27 protein-coding genes are annotated in these 21,093 nt (G+C 34.8%); all 27 read right to left on the bottom strand.

The genetic code is table 11. The features are described from left to right. Window positions 1-8: 8 nt before the first annotated feature. Entirely contained in the window at window positions 9-1,109 is a 1,101-nt protein-coding gene (locus tag IGJ90_RS03930) for an SH3 domain-containing protein (RefSeq protein WP_016632565.1), read from the bottom strand. Then, window positions 1,106-1,327, bottom strand: a complete 222-nt coding sequence (locus IGJ90_RS03925) for a hypothetical protein (protein WP_016632564.1) — start codon at window positions 1,325-1,327, stop codon at window positions 1,106-1,108. Before IGJ90_RS03925 ends, IGJ90_RS03930 begins: the two co-directional genes overlap by 4 nt. Before the next feature lie 27 nt (window positions 1,328-1,354). Beyond that, a complete protein-coding gene (locus IGJ90_RS03920; RefSeq protein WP_002363386.1) occupies window positions 1,355-1,492 on the bottom strand; it encodes an XkdX family protein in 138 nt (45 codons plus the stop codon). Window position 1,493: 1 nt separating this feature from the next. Then, window positions 1,494-1,913: a hypothetical protein gene (locus IGJ90_RS03915; RefSeq protein WP_016632563.1), complete on the bottom strand. Its 420-nt coding sequence runs from the start codon at window positions 1,911-1,913 to the stop codon at window positions 1,494-1,496. Then, the gene (locus IGJ90_RS03910) at window positions 1,903-2,397 is read right to left on the bottom strand and encodes a hypothetical protein (protein ID WP_016632562.1); all 495 of its coding nucleotides are present in this window, start codon (window positions 2,395-2,397) and stop codon (window positions 1,903-1,905) included. The genes IGJ90_RS03915 and IGJ90_RS03910 overlap by 11 nt, the downstream gene beginning before the upstream one ends. After that, window positions 2,397-2,684: a collagen-like protein gene (locus IGJ90_RS03905; RefSeq protein ID WP_002357046.1), complete on the bottom strand. Its 288-nt coding sequence runs from the start codon at window positions 2,682-2,684 to the stop codon at window positions 2,397-2,399. Before IGJ90_RS03905 ends, IGJ90_RS03910 begins: the two co-directional genes overlap by 1 nt. Then, entirely contained in the window at window positions 2,681-3,268 is a 588-nt protein-coding gene (locus IGJ90_RS03900; RefSeq protein WP_016632561.1) for a hypothetical protein, read from the bottom strand. Before IGJ90_RS03900 ends, IGJ90_RS03905 begins: the two co-directional genes overlap by 4 nt. Then, on the bottom strand, window positions 3,261-4,142 hold the full coding sequence (locus IGJ90_RS03895) for a phage baseplate upper protein (RefSeq protein WP_016632560.1): 882 nt from the start codon (window positions 4,140-4,142) through the stop codon (window positions 3,261-3,263). The genes IGJ90_RS03900 and IGJ90_RS03895 overlap by 8 nt, the downstream gene beginning before the upstream one ends. A gap of 14 nt (window positions 4,143-4,156) precedes the next feature. Next, on the bottom strand, window positions 4,157-6,856 hold the full coding sequence (locus IGJ90_RS03890) for a phage tail spike protein (protein WP_016632559.1): 2,700 nt from the start codon (window positions 6,854-6,856) through the stop codon (window positions 4,157-4,159). Continuing rightward, window positions 6,853-7,602, bottom strand: coding sequence for a hypothetical protein (locus IGJ90_RS03885; protein WP_029681332.1), 750 nt, complete (start codon window positions 7,600-7,602; stop codon window positions 6,853-6,855). The genes IGJ90_RS03890 and IGJ90_RS03885 overlap by 4 nt, the downstream gene beginning before the upstream one ends. 4 nt (window positions 7,603-7,606) lie before the next feature. Next, window positions 7,607-10,129: a phage tail tape measure protein gene (locus IGJ90_RS03880; RefSeq protein WP_016632557.1), complete on the bottom strand. Its 2,523-nt coding sequence runs from the start codon at window positions 10,127-10,129 to the stop codon at window positions 7,607-7,609. A 15-nt stretch (window positions 10,130-10,144) separates the two neighbouring features. Next, window positions 10,145-10,348, bottom strand: coding sequence for a hypothetical protein (locus IGJ90_RS03875; protein ID WP_010708347.1), 204 nt, complete (start codon window positions 10,346-10,348; stop codon window positions 10,145-10,147). Window positions 10,349-10,356: 8 nt separating this feature from the next. Then, on the bottom strand, window positions 10,357-10,719 hold the full coding sequence (locus IGJ90_RS03870) for a hypothetical protein (protein WP_010708346.1): 363 nt from the start codon (window positions 10,717-10,719) through the stop codon (window positions 10,357-10,359). A 2-nt stretch (window positions 10,720-10,721) separates the two neighbouring features. Continuing rightward, window positions 10,722-11,321: a major tail protein gene (locus tag IGJ90_RS03865; RefSeq protein WP_016632556.1), complete on the bottom strand. Its 600-nt coding sequence runs from the start codon at window positions 11,319-11,321 to the stop codon at window positions 10,722-10,724. Window positions 11,322-11,337: 16 nt separating this feature from the next. Continuing rightward, window positions 11,338-11,655, bottom strand: coding sequence for a hypothetical protein (locus tag IGJ90_RS03860; RefSeq protein ID WP_010815465.1), 318 nt, complete (start codon window positions 11,653-11,655; stop codon window positions 11,338-11,340). Window positions 11,656-11,657: 2 nt separating this feature from the next. Then, complete coding sequence (locus IGJ90_RS03855) at window positions 11,658-12,038, bottom strand: HK97 gp10 family phage protein (protein WP_010815464.1); 381 nt, start codon at window positions 12,036-12,038, stop codon at window positions 11,658-11,660. Then, a complete protein-coding gene (locus tag IGJ90_RS03850) occupies window positions 12,031-12,351 on the bottom strand; it encodes a phage head closure protein (protein WP_010708342.1) in 321 nt (106 codons plus the stop codon). The genes IGJ90_RS03855 and IGJ90_RS03850 overlap by 8 nt, the downstream gene beginning before the upstream one ends. Continuing rightward, window positions 12,344-12,619, bottom strand: a complete 276-nt coding sequence (locus IGJ90_RS03845; protein WP_016632554.1) for a phage head-tail connector protein — start codon at window positions 12,617-12,619, stop codon at window positions 12,344-12,346. Before IGJ90_RS03845 ends, IGJ90_RS03850 begins: the two co-directional genes overlap by 8 nt. Window positions 12,620-12,645: 26 nt before the next feature. After that, on the bottom strand, window positions 12,646-12,789 hold the full coding sequence (locus tag IGJ90_RS03840) for a HeH/LEM domain-containing protein (RefSeq protein WP_010708340.1): 144 nt from the start codon (window positions 12,787-12,789) through the stop codon (window positions 12,646-12,648). Window positions 12,790-12,791: 2 nt separating this feature from the next. Next, complete coding sequence (locus IGJ90_RS03835; RefSeq protein WP_016632553.1) at window positions 12,792-14,060, bottom strand: phage major capsid protein; 1,269 nt, start codon at window positions 14,058-14,060, stop codon at window positions 12,792-12,794. 2 nt (window positions 14,061-14,062) lie between these two features. After that, window positions 14,063-14,644: an HK97 family phage prohead protease gene (locus IGJ90_RS03830; protein ID WP_010708338.1), complete on the bottom strand. Its 582-nt coding sequence runs from the start codon at window positions 14,642-14,644 to the stop codon at window positions 14,063-14,065. Further along, window positions 14,641-15,861, bottom strand: coding sequence for a phage portal protein (locus tag IGJ90_RS03825; protein ID WP_016632552.1), 1,221 nt, complete (start codon window positions 15,859-15,861; stop codon window positions 14,641-14,643). The genes IGJ90_RS03830 and IGJ90_RS03825 overlap by 4 nt, the downstream gene beginning before the upstream one ends. A gap of 10 nt (window positions 15,862-15,871) precedes the next feature. Beyond that, window positions 15,872-17,659, bottom strand: coding sequence for a terminase large subunit (locus IGJ90_RS03820; RefSeq protein WP_016632551.1), 1,788 nt, complete (start codon window positions 17,657-17,659; stop codon window positions 15,872-15,874). Between the two features lie 4 nt (window positions 17,660-17,663). Continuing rightward, window positions 17,664-18,023, bottom strand: coding sequence for a P27 family phage terminase small subunit (locus IGJ90_RS03815; RefSeq protein ID WP_016632550.1), 360 nt, complete (start codon window positions 18,021-18,023; stop codon window positions 17,664-17,666). A gap of 190 nt (window positions 18,024-18,213) precedes the next feature. Further along, window positions 18,214-18,540, bottom strand: a complete 327-nt coding sequence (locus IGJ90_RS03810; protein ID WP_010708334.1) for a hypothetical protein — start codon at window positions 18,538-18,540, stop codon at window positions 18,214-18,216. 320 nt (window positions 18,541-18,860) lie between these two features. Beyond that, window positions 18,861-19,091, bottom strand: coding sequence for a hypothetical protein (locus IGJ90_RS03805; RefSeq protein WP_016632548.1), 231 nt, complete (start codon window positions 19,089-19,091; stop codon window positions 18,861-18,863). A 1,343-nt stretch (window positions 19,092-20,434) separates the two neighbouring features. Beyond that, window positions 20,435-20,851, bottom strand: a complete 417-nt coding sequence (locus tag IGJ90_RS03800; RefSeq protein WP_010774470.1) for an ArpU family phage packaging/lysis transcriptional regulator — start codon at window positions 20,849-20,851, stop codon at window positions 20,435-20,437. Window positions 20,852-21,093: the final 242 nt, after the last annotated feature.

Genomic DNA, 21,093 nt, shown 5'->3' with positions numbered 1-21,093 from the left:
TGCATATTCTAATAACCAGTTCCCCAAGTATTATTTGGATCACCATCATTTGGACCAACAGGAATGTAAATTCTTGTTCCGTTTGAATCTGTTCCACCTAACCAAACATAGCCGTCAGCTACATGGACTGAATCATATCTAAATTGCGCACCTTTTGGCCAGATACCATATACTGGCGCATACAGACTAGGTGAGCCAGTACGTAACACAATCCCTTCATTTACGTCAATAGTGAATATTTTAGCTGGTCTAGGTTTGCTATTTTCCCACAATTCCGCAATATCTCCATCGTTCGCATAACCTAATAATTTACCGCTATTTTCAATCCGATATAGATTTTTACGACCGTCTAATTTCTGTGTGATTGTACCAACTTGTGTCCATAAAGTGTTTGCATTAATATGTTGTTCGATTAGCGCATCTGGATTTTTATAGATCGTTGTAAAGCGAACATTCTGCCCTACTTTATACTTTGGTTTATTTGGTTTTCCGGGGTTTACAATAACATCGTGACCATCTTCAGGTAACCCAGTTTGTAAGTCTTGTGCTAATTGTGCTTTACTAATTCCCCAACTTGCTAAATAGCCATATGGGTCGGTATGATCACCCCACCAAGTTTTAGACACCCAATCGTGCGATACAATTCCGTATCCTGTACCATCATCTAAATCAAATGTTGCGCCGATTTGAGTTGCTAAATCGCGAATCAAATTAACATAGGCTGCATAGTCTTTCTTGAACGTTTCTTTGTTATTCGTTCGAGCTAATTCGATTTGTGCATAGGCTTTTGCATTCGCTGTTGGTCCTGCGCCCCATTGGATTTGACCAGCTGGCGCTAACTGTTTCACTCGACCACCAGAACCAACAAAATATGAAACATAAGCATTTTGCCAATTTCGTTTCATATATGCCGTTTCATTATCTAAACTGTTTGGACCAACATTATTTCCATTTCCTGACTCATGCAATACAATCAATTCGTTAGTTGCATATCCAGGGAAATAACCGCCAAAATTGATTGGGTCTTGTTCAATCTGGTAAGCATCTACATTAATTGTAGGTATAAAAAATAGAGCGATTAACGCTCCAATTAAAATTTTCTTTTTCATTTTTTTGCTCCTTTCAATTCTATTATGTCATGTTCCGCTTCTTGCATTCGACCCTCTAATTTAAAGGTTCTTTCAATTATCCCATTATGTTTTTCTACTTTCTTTTCTAGCTGTTCAATTCTGTAAGCTGTCAAATTGGCGCTAGCTACAACTCCAATAAACGCGCCAATTGTGCTGCCTACTAATCCTATAACAGCGACAACAATTTCATTTGACAAAATAATTCCTCCAATAATAAAAACCGCTTAGCCTTTGCTAAACGGTTTTCCTGTCATTTTTGTAAATTCATCTTCTGTTATACAAAGTGGTACAAATTCTGCAACTTGTTCATCTGTAAAACAGCCCCAGTCATACATCATTTTAATGTCATCAAATGTAAACATTTTATTCCACTCCTTCTTCTAATTTTTCGTTAATTTCTTTTACCTGATTGGTTAATTGATTAATCGCAAGCATTGATTTTGCACTAATTTGCGCAAAATTATCTGCTTTTTTCGTTACTTCTGAAAGCTCTTTTTTTAAATTCACGTCATTAACCATGAGTTTTGAATTCAATTGTTTTAATTCCGCATTTTCGGCTTGTAATACCTCAATGTCGGTTGGTGGTGCTGGCTCTGGTTCTGGCACATTGTCAGGATCATATATTAAGCTTGTTCCGTCCCAACGATAATTAAAGAAATCTGTTGGTTCTTTTTCTACTTCAAGTTCAATCTTATTCGGTTGTTTCATTGTGGAATATCCATCTAGATAACCTTGAATATCATCAATCCAAATTTTCATGTTCTCTTTCCTCCTAGTATTCATAAATCGCACTTAACGCAAACATTTTACTGCCTGAACCAGCCGTATCACTAGAAGAGGCATTCATATCATTACCTGTAATTTTAGTATCCTTAATATATAAATATTTCCGTACTAAATTAGTATAGTATCCATGTAATAGGAAAATAACGCCTCCAGAACCTGGGTTCTGTGCATGCTGTTTAGGAATAACGAAAAAGTGATAACATGCGCCGTTCAAAATTCCTTCTTTTGTGTATTCTTGCCACTGCAAAATCCAACCATTCTCGCACTGTGAAAGTGGCTTAGATGGCACTTGACCGTTTCCTGCAGCTCCCCCATACCATGCACCTGTCCACAACGGTTCTTTTTTGGTGATTTTTTGATATGCTTTGTCCGCATCTATTTTCTTTAGATACGATTCAAGCCCATCAATTGCGGCAGTATGTGTTTTAAGATAAATTGGTTTTCCTTTTTCTTTTAATTGAACAATATCTGTTGTTGTCATTACACTTCCCCTACCTTTTCAAACGTAATTGCTGGCAATCCATCTAGCTTTGTTTTATCTTCTTTAGACATCAAGCCATTTTTTATTGAGGTTGCAACGTCTGTCGTTGTTGCATTTTGCCCTGCTGGACCTTGCGGACCAACGTCTCCTTTATCTCCTTTTGGACCTTGTGGCCCTGGGTCTCCCTTTTCACCTTTTAATACTTCTGGTTTCCCTTCCACGGCATTCCAATGTGTTTGAGGAAATACCTGTGTTCCTCCTTGTTTTACTTTAACAATGTCTGTCATTGCACTTCGCCTACTTTCTCAAACGTAATATCAGGTATTCTGTCAATGGCTTCTTGGACTTTTTGGTCGACATATTGTTGATTCACTCCGCCACCACCAGTTGCTGAAATCACACCATCTTCTGAAATAGAAATATTCGCTCCAGCAGTATAACCTTTCAACTCTTCCAGTTTCGATTTTAGTTCAGTGGTAAAATTTTGATCTGTTTGTTTTACCGCAGACAACGTGCCGTCTTCTGCAATTTCTAACAGTTGGCCAACCTTTATTCCGCCCAATTCGTCTGTAGTAGCGATTGGAAGAATATACACGCCTCCCTCGCCATTTGACAATCGTTGAAACATTTCAGAAGTGATAATACCGTCTGTTTCTTCTGTTGCGTAAGGAAGTTCTGTCAGTGCATTTTCTAAGCCTAGATCTGCTTTAGTGATAATTACTGCCCCAGTGTATCCATTAACAGATAATACTTTTGATTGACCCGCAATAATTTTTTCTAATCCTCGAACAGCAGATACATGTGTTATAGGATAAAACTGACGTTCCACACCATTTTCTTCGGTTTCCATCATGCGTTTTGCTTTAACCACTTATTTCACCCACTTTTTCAAACACATAAGTGTTCTGTTTTGTATCATCAACTGTTGCGATAACCAATGCCCCATCGGTCACAGAATAATCAACTGTTCCAACAATTTCTGTTTCATGATTCAGCGAGAAAGCATCATCTTGTAAAATAATCAAGTCACTTATTTCGCCATATTCTAACATATACAAACGTTTTTCTAATTTCTGATACAAATATTCCATATCTGCCAATAAACGTTCAGAAATTGAATTATGGCGCACTCCTTGAATATCGATACGTGCATCCATTAGTTCGGCTAACATTGTTCCGCCTGGATCAACAGTTTTTAAAATATCTTTGATTGATTCAAACCATGAAGTGAAATCTGTTTTTTGCGCATCTCGCCATGCTTCAAACTCTTCTTTTCTAGCATTCATCCAATCAGTAAAATCGTCTTTGTTTTCGTTGATAAAAGCGGTCATGTCTGCGATTAAATCTTCAATGGACTGCCAATAAGAACCCATTTCACCTTCTGTTTTAGAAGCAGCATTTATTACGAAATAAGAAAAATTCTGCGTTGTGCCGATTAAATTATCGCCTTTGTAAATACTAAAATAAGCTTCTTGTCTGTGTAACGACTGCATAGAATATTCATCAAAGGTATACTGAATAATCCCCTTTTTAGCATCTATAATTTTTGCTAAACGTTGAATCGGGAATTTATTATTAATAACTGACTCTAAAAAAACTTTGCAGAGACTTAAGTCTAACGGCAAAGCATTTTCTACAATATTTACTTCTAAGACTTCTGTGTTCTTATTCCCTTGCCGTACATTAATAATACCGACATAGTTGTATGGTTCGGTTGTACTTAGCGTTGCTTGCCATTTAACCATTTGTGCACTCCTTTTTAAAAATTAATTACATCACGTGGATTGATTCGTTGCCACTGTGCGCCTTTCCACACTTCAAAATGAAGATGAATACCTTTAGCAAGCCCAGTGGAACCCATTATTCCAACACGTGAATTGGTCGTTACTTTATCGCCTATAGCTAAATCAACAGAATTTAAGTGACCGTAATAGGTCCAATAACCATCATCGTGTTTAATGACAACATAATTTCCTCCAGTTCCATCATAAGTGACGGTTTCAACTGTGCCGCTACGTGCCACATAAACAGGTGGCGTACTTCCAGCAGGAACTGAAGCAATATCAATTCCACCATGAATAACGTTCGTTCCCCAGCCAATTTGATCCCATTCTTGTGTAATCGTATAGCTAGATCGTACAGGGTTCATCCACGTTGGATTACTGGGTTGCAACCCATGCAATTTGTTATACCAGTAAATCGCCATATCAATCCGCTCTGGATGAGTAACTGCTGGTCGCTCAAAGTTGGCTTCAAACGCCAACGTAGCTGTTCCTATATCTGTTAATGCTTTAAATTGTGCAACGGAATATGGATAAGCAGAAGTAGGAATATACTGACCGTTGTGCATATGCCAGTCCAGTAATTGAAGTTGCGTATTAATGTTTCGATAGTCACCACTAATACCAGCTTGTGCTAATAAACGTTGAACATATGCACGACCACTTTCACCAGCTACAGGTGATGTCCATTGAACTAAGCCATAGCCAGGACCGCCACCACCTTCGTCAATGTCTGGCATAATGCCTGATTCTTGTTCCATATTTCCTAAAATACCTGCAGTTGCTTGTTCGCTATAACCTTTAGATTTTAAGAACTGCCAAACTGCCCAAGCGTTTTTCTCTTTTTCAGTAGACAATTCTGGAGGTGTACCGCCACCGCCACCAGTACCGCTTCCTGGAATAAGTTCTTGACCTTTTAAAATTATTTTATCCACATATATCGTAGAAGAACTATCCTTACCGACAAAATAAAAATCATTTCCTAAATGATATTGCTGTCCTCCCGCAAGCGCTATTCCAGTACCTTTTCGATTAGAAAAACCGATAATATTTGTCTTTGGATCATCACCTATTATGAGAAGAGAATTACCATCTTTTATAACTGGATTTCCGTTTTCATCTCTTAAATCAGGAAAAGGATTTCCCTTTGTTCCCATTGAACCAACGTGATTAGCCCCATTCCAAAACTCCATTCCTTTTTTGGTTAACTGCATAATTTTTTTACTGTTATTTCTGATTTCTAACAAACCATTTACTAATCTCAATACATCGCCTGTTTTGTTAAAAGAGTTCTGAAATACATTTGCATCGATAATTCCTGTTTTAATAAAGTTCGCATTAAACTTACCATCTAAAGTCCATGCTGTAGAAAATGGACCTTGCCAGCCTTTAGAAGAAAAACCTATACCACTTTTATTAATTCTTAGTACTAATTTTGCTTTTTCTAATTTAGCATTATCACAGAAAAATAAATCTGTAGGTCTGTTTTTTGGCCACCAAATCACGTGACCACCATCATTTCCTGAAATAATATTTGTCACAACATCAATAAAATTACTTGCATATTGTTTACCTGTGTAACCTTTTAATGTTTCAGCAATTTCTTGCTTTTGTTTCTCAAAAAACGTGTATTTTGTATCTCCTGCTTCTAAGGATTCTACTCTTTCAGCTAAAGAATCATAAACAATTTTTGTTACTTGTGCAGTGATTTTTATATTATATCTTTCATGAAAAACATCAAACGTATCAAATAAACCAATTGTTCGAAACGATTTAAATCGTTTTGCTAAAGCTGAATCTTCCATTTTTCTTATATTTAATTCAATGGATACTTTAGGTTTGTCACAATTAGGATTTAGTGAAGAGAAATATTTTTTTGCAACGTTGTTTAAACTAGTTTGATTCGTAACTCCTTGTTCTTCTGTAAATTGCACATATTCTGAATAAATCTCTCCATCATAATGATTAATATAGGGAGAATCCACTTTATTCCCGTATATTCTTTCGGTTTGCCCTTCGTTATTCTGAACATCTGCATATGGAAAAACTCTTGTTAACAAACCATCAAAATTAATATCTACTTTTAATCCTGACAGATTTTTTCTATATCTAAACGTTGTAACATGGTCTTTTCCTCGTCTATTCAATAAAGAAAGTTTAAATGGTTCATGTTTCATTTCGCCGCCATAAATTTGGTTGAAAGAACCATCTATCCCTTTTATGCACTGCAAAGGATTTGTCACTTCAATTTTTGTAGAGCCAACACGAGTAATATCACTAAATAATCGAATATCACTTTGTTGGTCCATTGCTTTTTCTAAACGTTCCATTGCTTCTTCACATGTGGCTCGTTCAAACGTTAATTTTTTAACCGCACGATTTCCTAATTTCATTGTTCGAGATTTTGCATAAACATATAAAACGCCTGTAGCCATATCTTTGTAATGATTATAGATATAAAAAATATGGTAATTATCTTCTACATTAGGCTTACATTTTATTTGATAATTATGATTTTCTAATTGCTCTGAATACTTAGCATTAATTGGAAAAGCTAATTCAGCAGTATAAGCTCCATTTCCTTCTTCTGTCACCAAACACTTTTTACAATCAGCAAGAACGCCAATTCCTCCCGCTTCAAAATCGGTATCTGTTGGACTATATAAAATAGGCTTCATATCTTTGTTTGCCACCTCGGTTCTAAACTAATCTTTTTTACATTACTACTCCAAGTAATATGGTTTTCTCCTGCATCTAAATAAGGATACATTTGATTGTTCAATAACTTTTTATGTTCATTTACTAAGATTCCATCTACTTCTCGGTATGTTTCCATCACATCAGGATCAGAATCAATAATAATATCTGATGTAACGTTAGAAAATTTTGTTTCTCTTCCGTTAATTGAAATAGTTATATTGCCAGAGCCATATATTTTAATCTTAGGATAAGAAATATAACGTTCTGGATTAAAAATAGAACCTTGCTTATCAAGATAAATTGGATGCATACCGAAAACATTTTTCTTAAATGGAGCAATACTCAGATCAAACGAAAAAGGAACTCCTCTTAATGTCTGAGAAGTCCCTTCAAAATTAGGTTCATTTATTACAATTGCTTGGTAAATATAACTAGGGTCCCAATAAGCTACAAAATCTACATACTCGCCTTTGGTATCTAGTGCTTCAGTGATTAAATCTTCATAATGCTGAATACGATCCATAGTAGGTGATAAATAAAAACACTCCAAGGTTTGTTCTACATTGGTATAGTAACCACCATCATTGACAGCTAGTTTATTTAATCCTGAAACTTCTTCAAGAGTAAACACTCTTTTTGCTTTTTTCTTTTTTGGTCTTTCAGTAATAAATGCATTAAACTCTTTGCTCCAATGATTTCCTAATTTAAACCAACCATCTAACATATTATCACCCACCAAATACTTCTTTATTTTTTAAATCAACAAATTTATAGGTCAAATATTCTGCAATTTGATCCAATGTCTCTTTTGGTAAATTCCCGTAAGCTGTTAAATGTAAATGAATTTCATCACTTGCTTGTTGTTTAGATAAACTTTTATCTACCGCTGTTTGGATATAGCTCATTAACTTATCTAACGGTGCGACAGCTTCTTTTCCAGCTTCACCGCCACCTAACAACTTATTTCCAGAAGCGCCAAAGATTGTTGGCTTAGTTAAAATCCCTCCATCAGCAAACCATTTCACATCAATACCTGATGGATAAGAAATATTTTTACCAAATATCTTTTTCGAACTCCATTTCAAATCAAAATGAGGCATTGGTGGTAGTTCAATTTTTGGAAATTTTAATCTTAAAGATTTAAAAATATTTTTTACAGCATTTACTTTGTCCTCGAAAGAACCAAATAAAAAGCTAGTAACTGTCTTAACTGAAGAAGATAAGATTTTAAATGCCGAATCAGCAGGATCTGAAAAACGTGCCCAAAATTCAGTCCACCATTTCTGTAGCCTATCCCATTGTTTTGAGAACCATTCTGTTATTGAACCCCAATTTTTTATCACAGCAATTACTCCTGCAATAATTCCTGTTACAGCAATAAGTGCTAAAGTGACTGGTCCGCCTAATATTCCTACTAAAGCAGTTAATGCACCTGCAACTCCAGCTAAAATTCCTACTATTGTTCCTACACCTAAAAAAGCCGCTATAAAAGTTTTAACTGGCCCTGGTAAATTTTGAAAGCTTTTAAGAATTTCTGTTAATCCTAATAATAATGGTTGCAATGCAAGAGCTAACTCTTCTCCTATTGGTACTAATGCTAGCTTTAAATCATTCCATGCACCTTGCATTTTTTGACTAGTCGTTGTCGTATCTTCATTTAATTTATCTGCTGCTCCTTGAACATCCTCATAACCACCTTTAACACTCATTAGAGAAGTTAATACTTTTAGACTATTATCTTCTCCTAGAGCACTCCAGACAGTGGAAGCTAAAGATAATGCCTCAGTTTTATTCTCCATCTCACCTAAATCAGTAAGAAGTGACTGGATAACTTCTGCTTGAGAAGCTCCACCATTTTTAAATGATTCAAACAATTCTTTTGATTTTTGAGAGAATGAATCAATATTTTCTTCAATTCTCCCATCTGTTAAAGAAATTCCTATTTCCTTAACAACATCATTTACTTTATCTAAGTTGTATGCTCCATTTCGAGTACCATTTTCTAAAATTTGGAAAGTTTCAGAAGCAGTGAAGCCCATTTGAGCCCATAATTGAGAATACTCTGCCATATTATCGCCAACTTCATCTGCCCATGTACTTCCATTTCTTTGAAGTGCTACTGTAATCATGTCTAAGGCATGCTTTCCAGTAATTCCATAGTTTTCTTGCATTGCTGCAACACCACGAATTGTTTCTTTTAAATCTACTTCAAAAGTATTTTCTAACACTTTGGCATCTTGAACTAACTGACTTAAATCTTGATTGCTCATATCCCCAAGATTTTTAGACACTAAAGCAACAGCATCTGCTGCTTCTGACATATCCTCAAATAAACCACTACGAAAAACATCTGTTAATGCTTGTTCGTATTTTTTAGCAGATGCCGTGCCTGCTACCCCCATAGAAGCGTTTAATTTCTTTTGAGCATCTTCTACTTCTGTAAAAGCTTCAATTGTTTTTCCAGCCATATCTTTGGCTTTATCAGACATACCGCTTAAAGCTTCTCCTGCATCTAACAAATTTCCTTTACCTATTTTGTCATCGATTTCTTCTAAAGTATCACCAATTTTATCTAAAGCATCATCTGCTTTATTTGCATCACTTTTTAAACCGTTCAAATCAGAAGAAATTTTTTGTACAGAGTTCCCATCATCAATGGAATCTAACGTTTGTTTCATTTTATTAATATCTACAGTTTGACCTAATGCAGCCCTGCCGATTTTATTTAATGCATTTTCTAGTTGAGAAGAATTGGCTTTTCCTTCTTTAATTGCGGCTACTAAGCGAGTACCTAAAACATCCGAAAAATCATTTATATCCGTTCCTGTAGCTTCAAAAAATGTAGATAAGCGTTGCGTATTTTGAGCTAGTTTTTCTTGTTCCACTTTCATACTTGATAATTGGCCTTTATACCCGTTTAAAGCACCTTCAGTTTCCTCGATTTCTCGTTTAAACTTCCGATACTGCTCTTCACCAATTTCTCCAGATTTAAATTGCCGTTCAACATCTGCTTGAGCACCTTTCAAAGCATCTAGCTTATTCGTGGTTAATTCTATTTGTCGAGAAAGCAATTCTTGTTTTTGCGATAATAGTTCTACATTATTTGGATTTAACTTTAAAAGTCGCTCGACATCTTTTAATTCCTTTGATACATTTACCGATTGATCAACAATACTTTTCAAACCACTTGTAACGCCTTTTGTATCCGCATCAAGCGCAATTGTAATACCCGAGATTTTTTTCTTCGCCATAAATTCTCCTCCTTTCTAAAATGCATCAAAATCTGCCTGAGTTGCTTTTCTTGTTTTAATTTTTGGTTCTGATTTTTCCTGATGATTATCTATCCATTCTTGAACAAAATCTAAACATGCTCCTATTTCCATTAATTGCATTTCCTCGTTAGATAATCCTACTTGTTTACAAATAAAAAGAAATGACTCCGTGGTGAGTACTTCATCACTAGAAGCCATTTCATCATTTACTTTTTTTTTGATTGAATACTATGTGAAATTAATTCTTGAAGTTCATTGGCAAAATCTGACAAAGGTAAAGAATCTAAACTTTCTAACCAAGTAATTGGATCTGGAATACTTGAATCTGCTGCTTTGGCGAATGTCCATACAAAATTATACAACAAAGTTAATTCAACTCGTTTTAAATCATCATATGAGATATTCGTTAACTCAAACTCCCCATCCTCATTTTGATTGTCTAATGCTTTTGCCAAAGTTAATAAATCAGCAAAAAAATCGCTCCCAAACTGCATTTTATACCGTAAAGGAGTAGCTGCATTAGAAGCCAACCTGATTTTAGTCGTGCCAATTTCAATAGTTTTTTCCATGATTAAGCAGCTGCTCCTTTTTCATAAACTTTTGTAAACCATTTATCGTAAACACCTGATGGAGTATCGGGACGTGTTTTGGTTTTTACTGCTTTATCTGAAGGACGTGGGCCAGCACTAAACGTTAGCTCAGAAGTGTTTGGATCGCCAGAATCTTTTGTTGTAGAGCCAATAGTTGGTCTATTTGCAGTGCAATAATATAACACATGGCGAGTTGCTGTTTTATCTCCTTCAAATTGGAACATTAACGCAAAAGGAGAGGTTTCAGCATTTGCATACTCTGTTTGAACTTTATCCGCATCATCTACTTTTTCTCCTAAAATTTCCACTGCAAAATCTTCAGGGATTCTAGCGCATGTATATGTTCCGTCATATCCTTGATTGTTTGGAGAAGTATAGTAATCTACATTATCTGCTTTAAATTTGATTAAATCTCCTGAAGGCTCAATAGACAATTCAACCGCCCCAGGAAAACGAACAGGTGTACCATAAGTAATTTCCCCTGTTTCTGGATTTAACATTGCTTTTGCATAATATACGTTTTCTAAGCCAAACTCTACACGATTTTTTTCAGGACTTCCTACTCTTTCTTTTTGTGCCATTTTTCTTCACCTCTTATTAAATTGTAATTTCATATGCTTTTAAATACATCTGTTCAGATGCTAGATACGTTTCGTAAGTATCAAATGGAATTTTTGCTGTGTTCAGCAATTCCTCTAATTTATTTTCTTCACGAATATTTTTCGTGTTCGTATATAGTTCAATGACAATCTCTGTTTTTTTACAATAGACTGCATTGTCTGCAAAAAAATTAGTACTTGTATTTTCGTAATAAAGTAAATAGGGCAACTCTGGAACTTGCCCAGGTTGCCATTCACGATATGAAATTGGTAATTCCATTTTGTCTAATAACTGTTTCAATTCTTTTAAAGTCATTGTTACGTCAATCTCCTAACCAATTCTTTTTCTAAAGAAGCGATAGCCTTTTCTTCCGCAGCTTCTATATGCGGTTTAGCGACTACCTGGCCGACTTTTCGACCACCCCTCTTTAATGCATGCCCATTTTCTAATAAATGAGTCAAACGATAGGTTGGATCATTTTGATAAATTACTTGTTTTGTTGGCCCTTGTTTTTTCTTTCGCCAATTCCGTGCATATTTTCCTGAACGTTTTGGACTATTTTGCTTCAATTCTTGAAGCGTTTCTTTCGCTACTATTTCAGTAGCTTCTCCTACGTTGGTTTCAACTTCTTCCGTGTATTCTCGAACCATCTTACTGATTTCTTTAGAAAGTTCACTAATATGGATTGCCTTAGCCATTAGCATCACCTAAGCTCAAACGACAAACCACTTCAAGTTCTTCGTAACTCTTTTGGTACGTGCGAATAATTTTGTATTTTTTCTCTTCAAATTCAAGATAGTTTTCTCCAGAATATTCATAAGGATGAATAATAAATAAATGAATATTTTCTATTCCATTTTGGCCAGCTTGATAAAATTCTCCTCTACTGACGTTTTCTTTACAAGCCATGACAGGAGTACGCTTATACTTTGGTATCTGATTGCCTATATCATCACTTGTAAAGCCATCATTTTCTAGAAGAACAATATCTAAATCCCATGTTCTATCCATTTTTATTCTCCTTTTCAGAAAGTACTAGATTATGCAAACGAAATTGTAAATTTCTAGGAAGAATACCTTCTCCTCTGGAGCGATAACGCCAAGCAGAATAATCCACAATAAACATCACATGAAGTTCATTATCTAAATCAATGGATACTCCTTGTTCTGTTTGCAATTCGCTGACGACACTTTCAATAATCGTTGATAAATAAGTATCACGATTTTTTGACATAATTCCTAAATTTACTTTTAATAACTCTAGTGTTTGATCACTCATATTTATCACCTAATAAAAAGAGGGAACTATTCTGTTCCCTCTAATAATTTTAGTAACTCTTTTTTGCTAACATTGTTTTTATACTCGATGCCTTTTTCGTCAAGAATAGTTTTTAATTCAGGAATAGTCAGTTTACTTAATGAAGTTTCTGCCAGTCTTGACTCTGGCATTGTTACTCCCCCGCTGGATCTAATGTTACTTCTACAAACGCTTCTGGAAGAACTGGTTTACCGTCATAACGTCCTAATCCTCGAACAGCCGTTTGATCCTCTCTGAATTTATAGTGACCTGACATATCAACTCGAACAGATTCACGTTCTACTAAAGTATATTTATCAAATACACCAAACAAAATTTTATCTTGTGGTAAGTAATTATTGAAAACTACTTTTAATCCTAAGAAATTAGGTTCAGCCAAGTTTGGTAATTGAACAACATCTACCCCATTAGAATTTACATGTAATGTTAACGTTGCAATTCGATTATAATAAGTTTGTCGATGCATTACTGCAACGATTTCTCCTGTGGCATCTTCCCCTGTATCAATTAAGCCCAATACTGGAATCAATTCTTCATACGTTGGTTTTTTCGTTACTTTATTTTTACCAGGAATTTTAGGAAGAATACCATCTGGTTGTTTATCATCTTTCCCTGTTCCTGTAACAATTGCTTTATCTAATCCTTTTGCGATAGAGCGTGCAATTCGTTTCGTTAAATAACCATCTAAATTAATAACAGAATCCTCTAACAGAGAATTATCAATATAGACAATTCGACCAATTTTGAATCCATCAAATTCAACTGCTGTTAATTTAGAATCATCCTCTTCTGGTAATGCGCCTCGCATTTCTAACCAAGTAGCTTCGCTAGTATCTACATCTAAAATTAATTTCACACGTCCTTTGGCAATCACTTTATCTACTAATGGATAAAGAGTGGTAAAATCACCAATGCGCTCACGAATACGATTAACAATAATATCTGGAATAATCAATTCTGCGCCGCTTGGTCCATCAGGCAATACTTGACCGTTTGCACGCATTTGTAATCTTTCACGTAATTCATCATAAAATTCTTTTACATCTGAACGTTCATGATAATCCATAAGATTTTTGTTTCGAGTTTCTTTTTTATCTCCCATTTTTCTTTCTTCTCCTTTACCTGTTGGTTTCTTTTCATTTAATCCGTCTAATTCTTCTTGTAAGGAACGAATTTCTTCCTCTAATTCTTTTTTTTGTTGATCATGAGGCTCTTTTTCTTCGTTGAATTTATTCACTTCATCTTCAACCGCTTGTTGTTCTTCTTCCGTTTCTGCTTCTTCAATTGCAGCCTCTAAATTCTTTTCTCGTGTTTTAAATTCAGCATCTTTTTCTTCTAATGATCGAAGTAATTCTGTTTTACTAGTAATTTTTCTTTGTAGCATAATTTGTTTTAATGCCATGATTAATTCCCCCTATTTTTTAATTGGCTCAATAATTTTTTACGCCATTGCTTTGTTTGTTTTTCACGGTATTGTTCTAATTGTGTATGTCTAGCTTGTACACCTGTATCTTCATATGCAGGAAACGTTACGACTGAAACCTCATGGAGATCGATTTCTTTCAATAGCCATTTAACCGTGCCATCTTCTCTCCAATCTGTTTCTTCATTCAGAATATTAAAGCCAAACGAGCATTGATCAACATCTCCTCGTTTCACACGTTCATAGAGATTTAGGGCATCTGAATCATTTTCATTAATAGTAATTTGTCCCCACAAACCTCTAGAATCAACGCTTAACTTTAATGTTCCTGATTTATTTCTACCTAAAACCAAAGTGGTTTCATGATTGGTCAACGCTCGTATATCATTGCTCAAAGAGCCGTTAAATGCTTCTGGTGAAATTTCTTCAAAAGCACCTGGCCAAAGTTCCGTTTCTTGATTAAAAACAGCGAAATAACCTTCAATGATTTTTTCCCCTGAAGTTTCTTCTCTGGTAGAAAAAGTCGTTGCCATAGAACGTGTTTGATTTTCTTTTACAGTCAATCAGAGTCACCTCCCTTAAGTTTACTTTGTTCTCCAATCATTCCTTGAGGAATAAAGTTTTCTAAAATAATTAGCTCATCTAAACCAGGCTTAGGTGAATCTCCTATCATATTCAAGACATCATTCCCTGTATAGATTCCTCGAATATACAAATTCATCCCAATTTCCGCTAATTCTTTCGTGTCATAAGCCAATAAACTCTTAGAATTGCATTTAAAATACCAATTCGGATTTTCAAGCAAGCCCTTCGTTAACGTCTGTTGAAAAATATCTGCAATAGCTTTAATTCTTGTACGAACAAAATTGTTATACTCATCTTTATCAAATGAACCAACGCCCAAAATAAATGCTGGAACATCTAATAAAGCTGCTACTGTTTTTTTGTCTATTTCCACTGATTCATTAATCGCAATATCTTTTAAAGATAATGGCTTTACTTGTTGGACATCTAATAGTTCTGCTGGAATAACCCAAGGTTCACCTGGTCTAGATTCTCCTAAATATTTTTCTTTAATTTGATTTCTTCCTGCTTCACTTGCAAGATTTTCATTCATTGCATCTACTTTCACAATAACATTCGGCATATATTGCCCACTCATAAATGATTTTTTTGTTGCATTTGCTTGTCGTAAATTATAGGTAATATCCCTTAAAGGGATTCGATAACCCGTTCCTTTCCATGGTTGTTCTGGATCAGGATTAATTGCAAAATGTAAGACTTCATCTGGTGAATAAGTCGTTGAACCATATTTCACAGAATAGCCATCTTCAAGTTCAATAAAGCTAACTTTAGATGGTTTCAAGGGTCTTAATTCATGAATAAAACCATCTTTCATTTCGGGAAAGACAATAGCATTTCCATCGCCAGGCAATAACATAGAATAAACAATGTTATAGACCCAATTTTTTCTAGTCATATATGAATAAGGTTCAATATCAATTTTTCTAGATAGTTCATTTTTCACACGAACATCGCCATTTTTTGAATTTTCCATTAAATGAATGGTCATTCCCGATACCAAATCGGCTATTTTTTGACAAGCAGTTTTTACTTCTGGATTATCTGAAAGTCTTGTATAGCCTGGTACTAATATTTCTCGAGAAATATCAGACATAAAAAAACCAACCGTAGGATCACTTGAGCCTGATGGTTGGGGAATTTTTGGTTCTGAACGTATTTTATTTGCTTTTTTTCTCTTTTTTGCCACAATAATCATCCTTTACTATTTAATATTTACGATTTAACCACTCTGTTCCGACATTTCCATAAGCCATATCTTCCAACATCTGGCAACAGCTAAATACACTCGCATCGAATAAATCGATACGTTGTACCCCACCATCACCATCTAGTTTATCGTACTGAATCATATCATCAGTTTTTTCAATCGCTCGCACATTCTGAACACAATATTCGTAGGCATCGGAATGTAAGTAATAGAACTGTTTATTTTTGACTTTCACCTCGATATGACGGAAGCCTTCTGATTTCTTATAAAAGTATTGTGGTTGATCTTTAATTTTAAATCCTGCTTTTTTCATTTTAAAAAAGAACTCTCGACCAAACTTTTTATCAAAACCAACAAGTTTAATTTTGAAGCCTTTTTGTTTCATAGAAATAAACCAATTAACAATATCATCATGTAAAACGGTAGGCGTGTTACTCATCGTTAACCAACCATCTTCTTTCCAACCAAATAAAGGAATACCATCTTCTTCTGCTTTCTTTACTGCTGCTAATTTCGGGAAAAAGGCATGCGTAATACAAATATCTATTCCTTTATATGAGCTGTATAAAGCACCTGCCGTTAAATCATGTAGTTTTGATAAGTCCGCACCGCCGTACCAAACAATAGGTAATCTTGCTAAATCATCTAATGTCCAATCGTATTGCATATCCGAACTTCTAAACTCATTAATATCGAAATAGGCATCCATTGCATTCGTAAAGACATTCAGCGTTTTATTTAAAAACTCTGTTTTTAATTGTGGTTCATTCATTGCTTGTGAAGCATCATCCAATAACTCTTCTAAAGTAACTGTGACATTAATGGACGGTGTACACATTTCTAAAACTTCAGGATCATCAATTGTGGTAATTTCTCCTTTACTATTTAAAATATTCCCTTCTTCATCTTGATCTGCTTTGCAAATAAAAATGAAATAAGAGTCATACGCAGAATCAGTAATTGACCCATTCAATACCTTCTGTAAAGTTTTTAAACGATTGGCTAAAAATCCATCAGGAATATCACCTGCCGTTGAAATACCTATCAATAATTTATTACGATAAGCTTTCATCGCATTTTTCATCAACGTGTACTTTTTAGCTCCTGCTCTTTTCCAAGAATGCAATTCATCTAATACCAAACAATTACAGTTTAAAGAGTCCAATTTATCTTCTTGGTTAGCAATTGCATAGATTTCACTTGTCCCATCTCCAAAATTAATTGAAATCGAATGTTCTTGATTGTTATCACGTATTCGTAATTTCTCGACATCCTCTTTCAATTCGTTCACATTATCCACTAAAAAATTAAAACACTCTAGTGTTTGTTTAACTGAATTTGCGACAATATAAGCTTTTGAACCAGAACGTCTATCTAAAATACTCTTTGCTTCAGTTAGCGCCGCACTAAATGCTGTTTTCCCTTGTTTTCGAGGCAAAAAAATAAGCGCTTCTTTAAACCGCCGAATATCTGAATCTTTTTCAAAAAAACCAAATAGATTCACACAGACAAATTTTTGCCAGTCTGTTAACAATAATGGTTGTCCTTTATAACTTATACCATTTCTATCTTCTCCTTGGACATGATGAATCGTTCCTTCAATTAAATTAATGACAAAATCAAATTGTTCTTGCCTAAAATCAATATCTGTTCGTGTTAAGTCTTTCAAAAACCTTTCGCAGGCTAGCCTTCTATCTAAATTTGCTAATATTTTACAATCAACAATTGCCCGTGCATAATTTAAAGCTGTTTCAAAATGCTTAGATGTAATTTTCGATAAATCCATCAAATCACATCATTTGTTGCTCTAAAAGTTTAGCAAAAGCTGATTTTTCTTTTTTCGGCACTTCTACTTCAGCTTGATAGGTTCTAGCGTTTAACATCAACCGATCTGAATACGTACCTATATCTTTTCTGAGGTTTTCTAAACTTGCTAAAATAGGTGACTTCTTCCCACCACTTTTTTCTGTTTCCAAAATAATTTCATACCCTTGTTCTTCAAATTCACGGCTTAAATAGTTATATTGATAAACCATATCTGCATAAACCTCAATAATTTGATTGTATTGTGGCTTATACGTTCCTAATTCTTTCATATACTTGATTGTACGTTTTTTAATGCTTTCTCGTTTTGGAATTTTTTTAGCCAAGTTGTCACCTCCTCAAACTAAGATATATTACTGCGAAAAAAAAGGCTTTTTTCTGCACGGTTTTGACGACTAAAAATAACGCTAAGCGTTGATATTTAAACATTTTTTATTCAGGAAAAAATTTTTTCAAAATCCTCTCGCTATTGGAAAAAGTTCCCATAACCGTTTTCCCTAAGCTCTTTTTCATTTTTCAAAAGGAGGGGGGCTTCAAGCGTTCACTTTTCCATTTTTCAAATTCTTTCCTTCGTTTTCTTTGCCAATACAACCCTTCTCCGATAATTTTGTTGTTTTCTCTATCGTGAAAAGTATTATGCCTTTGATGCGTTAAAGGTAATAGATTCCAATCAACATATGCTAGTTCAGGATATTCTTTTCTTGGGTAGATGTGATGGACCATTTCAGCTTTTACACTTAAACCATATCTTTTACTTTCTTGACATTCATATTGATATTGTCTCAGGATTCTATTCTTTTTCTTTATCCACTTTTTATTTCTATAGAAGTGTTCATTGTCTATCTCTTTTGATTCGCTTATTTCTGTATCAATAATGTTATGAATGAAATCATACGTAAAAGTTTCAATTGCTATATCTTCTGTTTTAAATTGTGGCAAAGCACCTAATACAGTTGGTTGTTTAGATACAGATGTATCTATTAATATTTTTTTCCCTCCTATCCCATCAGCTCTACCATGTGTAACAATTGCTTTAGGATACAGCCGTTGTATTTCTTTTGCAGTACTACAAGAAGAAGCAACTATTGTATATCTGCCATCTTCAACATAATCACGTAAGGTTTTGCTTTTCAATCTGTTCCCCTCCCCTTCCCTTATATTATTTACCTCACATACTTCTCTATATTCTCTTGTATATGCTTATCTTTCCAACTACCATACCCACAATAAACAAGCTTACACGCATCAATTTCTTTCGGCGTGGCTTCTCTTGTCATTTCGACAATGGATGCATTTTTCTTTATCTGCACAGACATTACAACACGTACTGAATCAGTTGAACGGTTCGGCTGTGGATATTTATGTGTTAACGATACATACCAATAGCTTTTCATGTTCTCTCTCCTAATTGTTTTTATGTATATTTGTTTATTGTAAGACAAACACTTTAATTCCTGTTATACTCACTGAAAGACAGCAACTCCTTTTTGCTTCATGTAACACTTCCAGTTATTTCAAAACATAATCTGCTGTCTGGCCACTAGATATTTTATCTGGTGGTTCTTCATGTGAAAACAATCCAAATATCCGACAAAACTTGACAGCTGTGTTACACTTGTTTTAGGTAGCACTCTTTCATAATAGCTAAAGTTCATAAACTACAAGTGACACGAGATTTTCACTAACGCTACCTAGCCACTAGATCCCATTTCTAGTGGCTTTTTTTGTACAAAAAATAAGTTTTGATGTGAATAAACGCTCTTTTATTCTTTATTCTTATTTGATATAATTTTTTTAGGTAGCAACTCCTTTTTGTAAATAGCAACCAACAAAAATTTTGCACGAATGCTACCTAGCCACTAGATCCCATAGTCTAGTGGCTTTTTTATGTACGAAAAAAGACCACTCATTTATATTGAGTAGCCTGCTTTAATTCTTTTTTCAAACGATTTAGTTTTTTTGCATCTTCTTGCTTAATGATTTCAAATAACTTAAACATAACAATACCTCCAAACAAAAAGAGGCACTTTTAAGCTAGTGCCTCACGTGAATGTAGCAGAAACATCTATTGACGATTCTTTTATTTAAGTAGCAAAGCTACCTATTGGCGTGACAGGAATCGAACCTGCCTCTTATCTCGCTATATGCTCGTTGCATCCCAGATGCTTCACGCCAACGAAAGGATTTTTATACTATGCCATTATTGAGATTGCCTACCGTAATCTCAATATCGCTGGCAAGGATTTGCACCTTGCATGATTAGATTTACCCGATGGGCCAAAGCCCTACATACGAACTTATACGTTGTTCCAACGTCTAATCTCACGTACGAGCGTCTACCTGTTCCACCACAGCGATAAATCACTCACAAACCTGTAGAAAAAAGAGAGAGGAATTGCACCCCATTTCTTTATTTTTGAGAACGTCTGATTTGTGAGTGATCATTGCAACTTACATAGCGCTATCTTGACAAGTGCTTTCAGCGTACGTCTACGTGTAAGTTTTATGCCAAGTTTATTGCAATATTTGCTACCTAGACTAAACGAGACAGAAAGAACTGGACTTTCCACATCCTTATTCTTTATTTTTTTGTAGGTAGCCTCCAAAGATAAGCGAAACGGAGCTAAGATAGGTAATGCATGCCTTACCCTCGTCTCCTTATCTTTCGACACTACCATAATAACATCTAAATATTGATAAAAACCGCCAACTTTCCGCCAAAAAACCGCCAAAAATTTTATTTATATGCAATTATTTTTCCATTTCGATACGCTTCGGCAAATTCAATTAAAGCCTCTGATTTCATTCGTTGAATACTTCTTTCGGAATATCCAACTTCCCTAGCTATCTTGTAATTAGAGTAATGGTCCTGCACACAGAAACTATAATGCAAAATTTGTCTGCTAGTTAGGCTTAATGCCATAAGCGCAGATAAAATTGCGTCTCTTTCTGCTTCTGCATCTGCTAATTGTACTAGCGCATCTTCTGCTTTGTTCCCATGACTTTGGCTTTTAGGCATATCTGTAATAATTGGTGATTTTAAATCTATCAAAGAGCGACCAGCTATTCGCTCTAAACGTCTAAAATTCTTCAACACATTTCTAGCATTCGCTTTTGTTTGTCGAAAATCTACTTCTTTTAGCAATTGAATCAAGTGAAATCGCTCCTTTTGTGGTATAATAACTATGTCGAAAATATTACTCACAGTCGGAGCAATCCGGCTTTTTTTATTTACTTTTATTGAAATTTCTTATTTCATCATGATATAATATAGACAACTCAATTCATCTTGAGTGATGTCATCTGGAAAAACTCGACTAGAAAAAACTAGTTGAGTTTTTCTATTTATGGTAAAATATTTTTATTGTGACCAATGTTTGGGGTAAAGTAACCTCA

The organism is Enterococcus sp. AZ129 (genome assembly GCF_051714505.1).
Taxonomy (GTDB): domain Bacteria; phylum Bacillota; class Bacilli; order Lactobacillales; family Enterococcaceae; genus Enterococcus; species Enterococcus faecalis.
The sequence above is the reverse complement of the archived record's forward strand: the minus strand, read 5'-3'. Positions and strand labels throughout refer to the sequence as shown.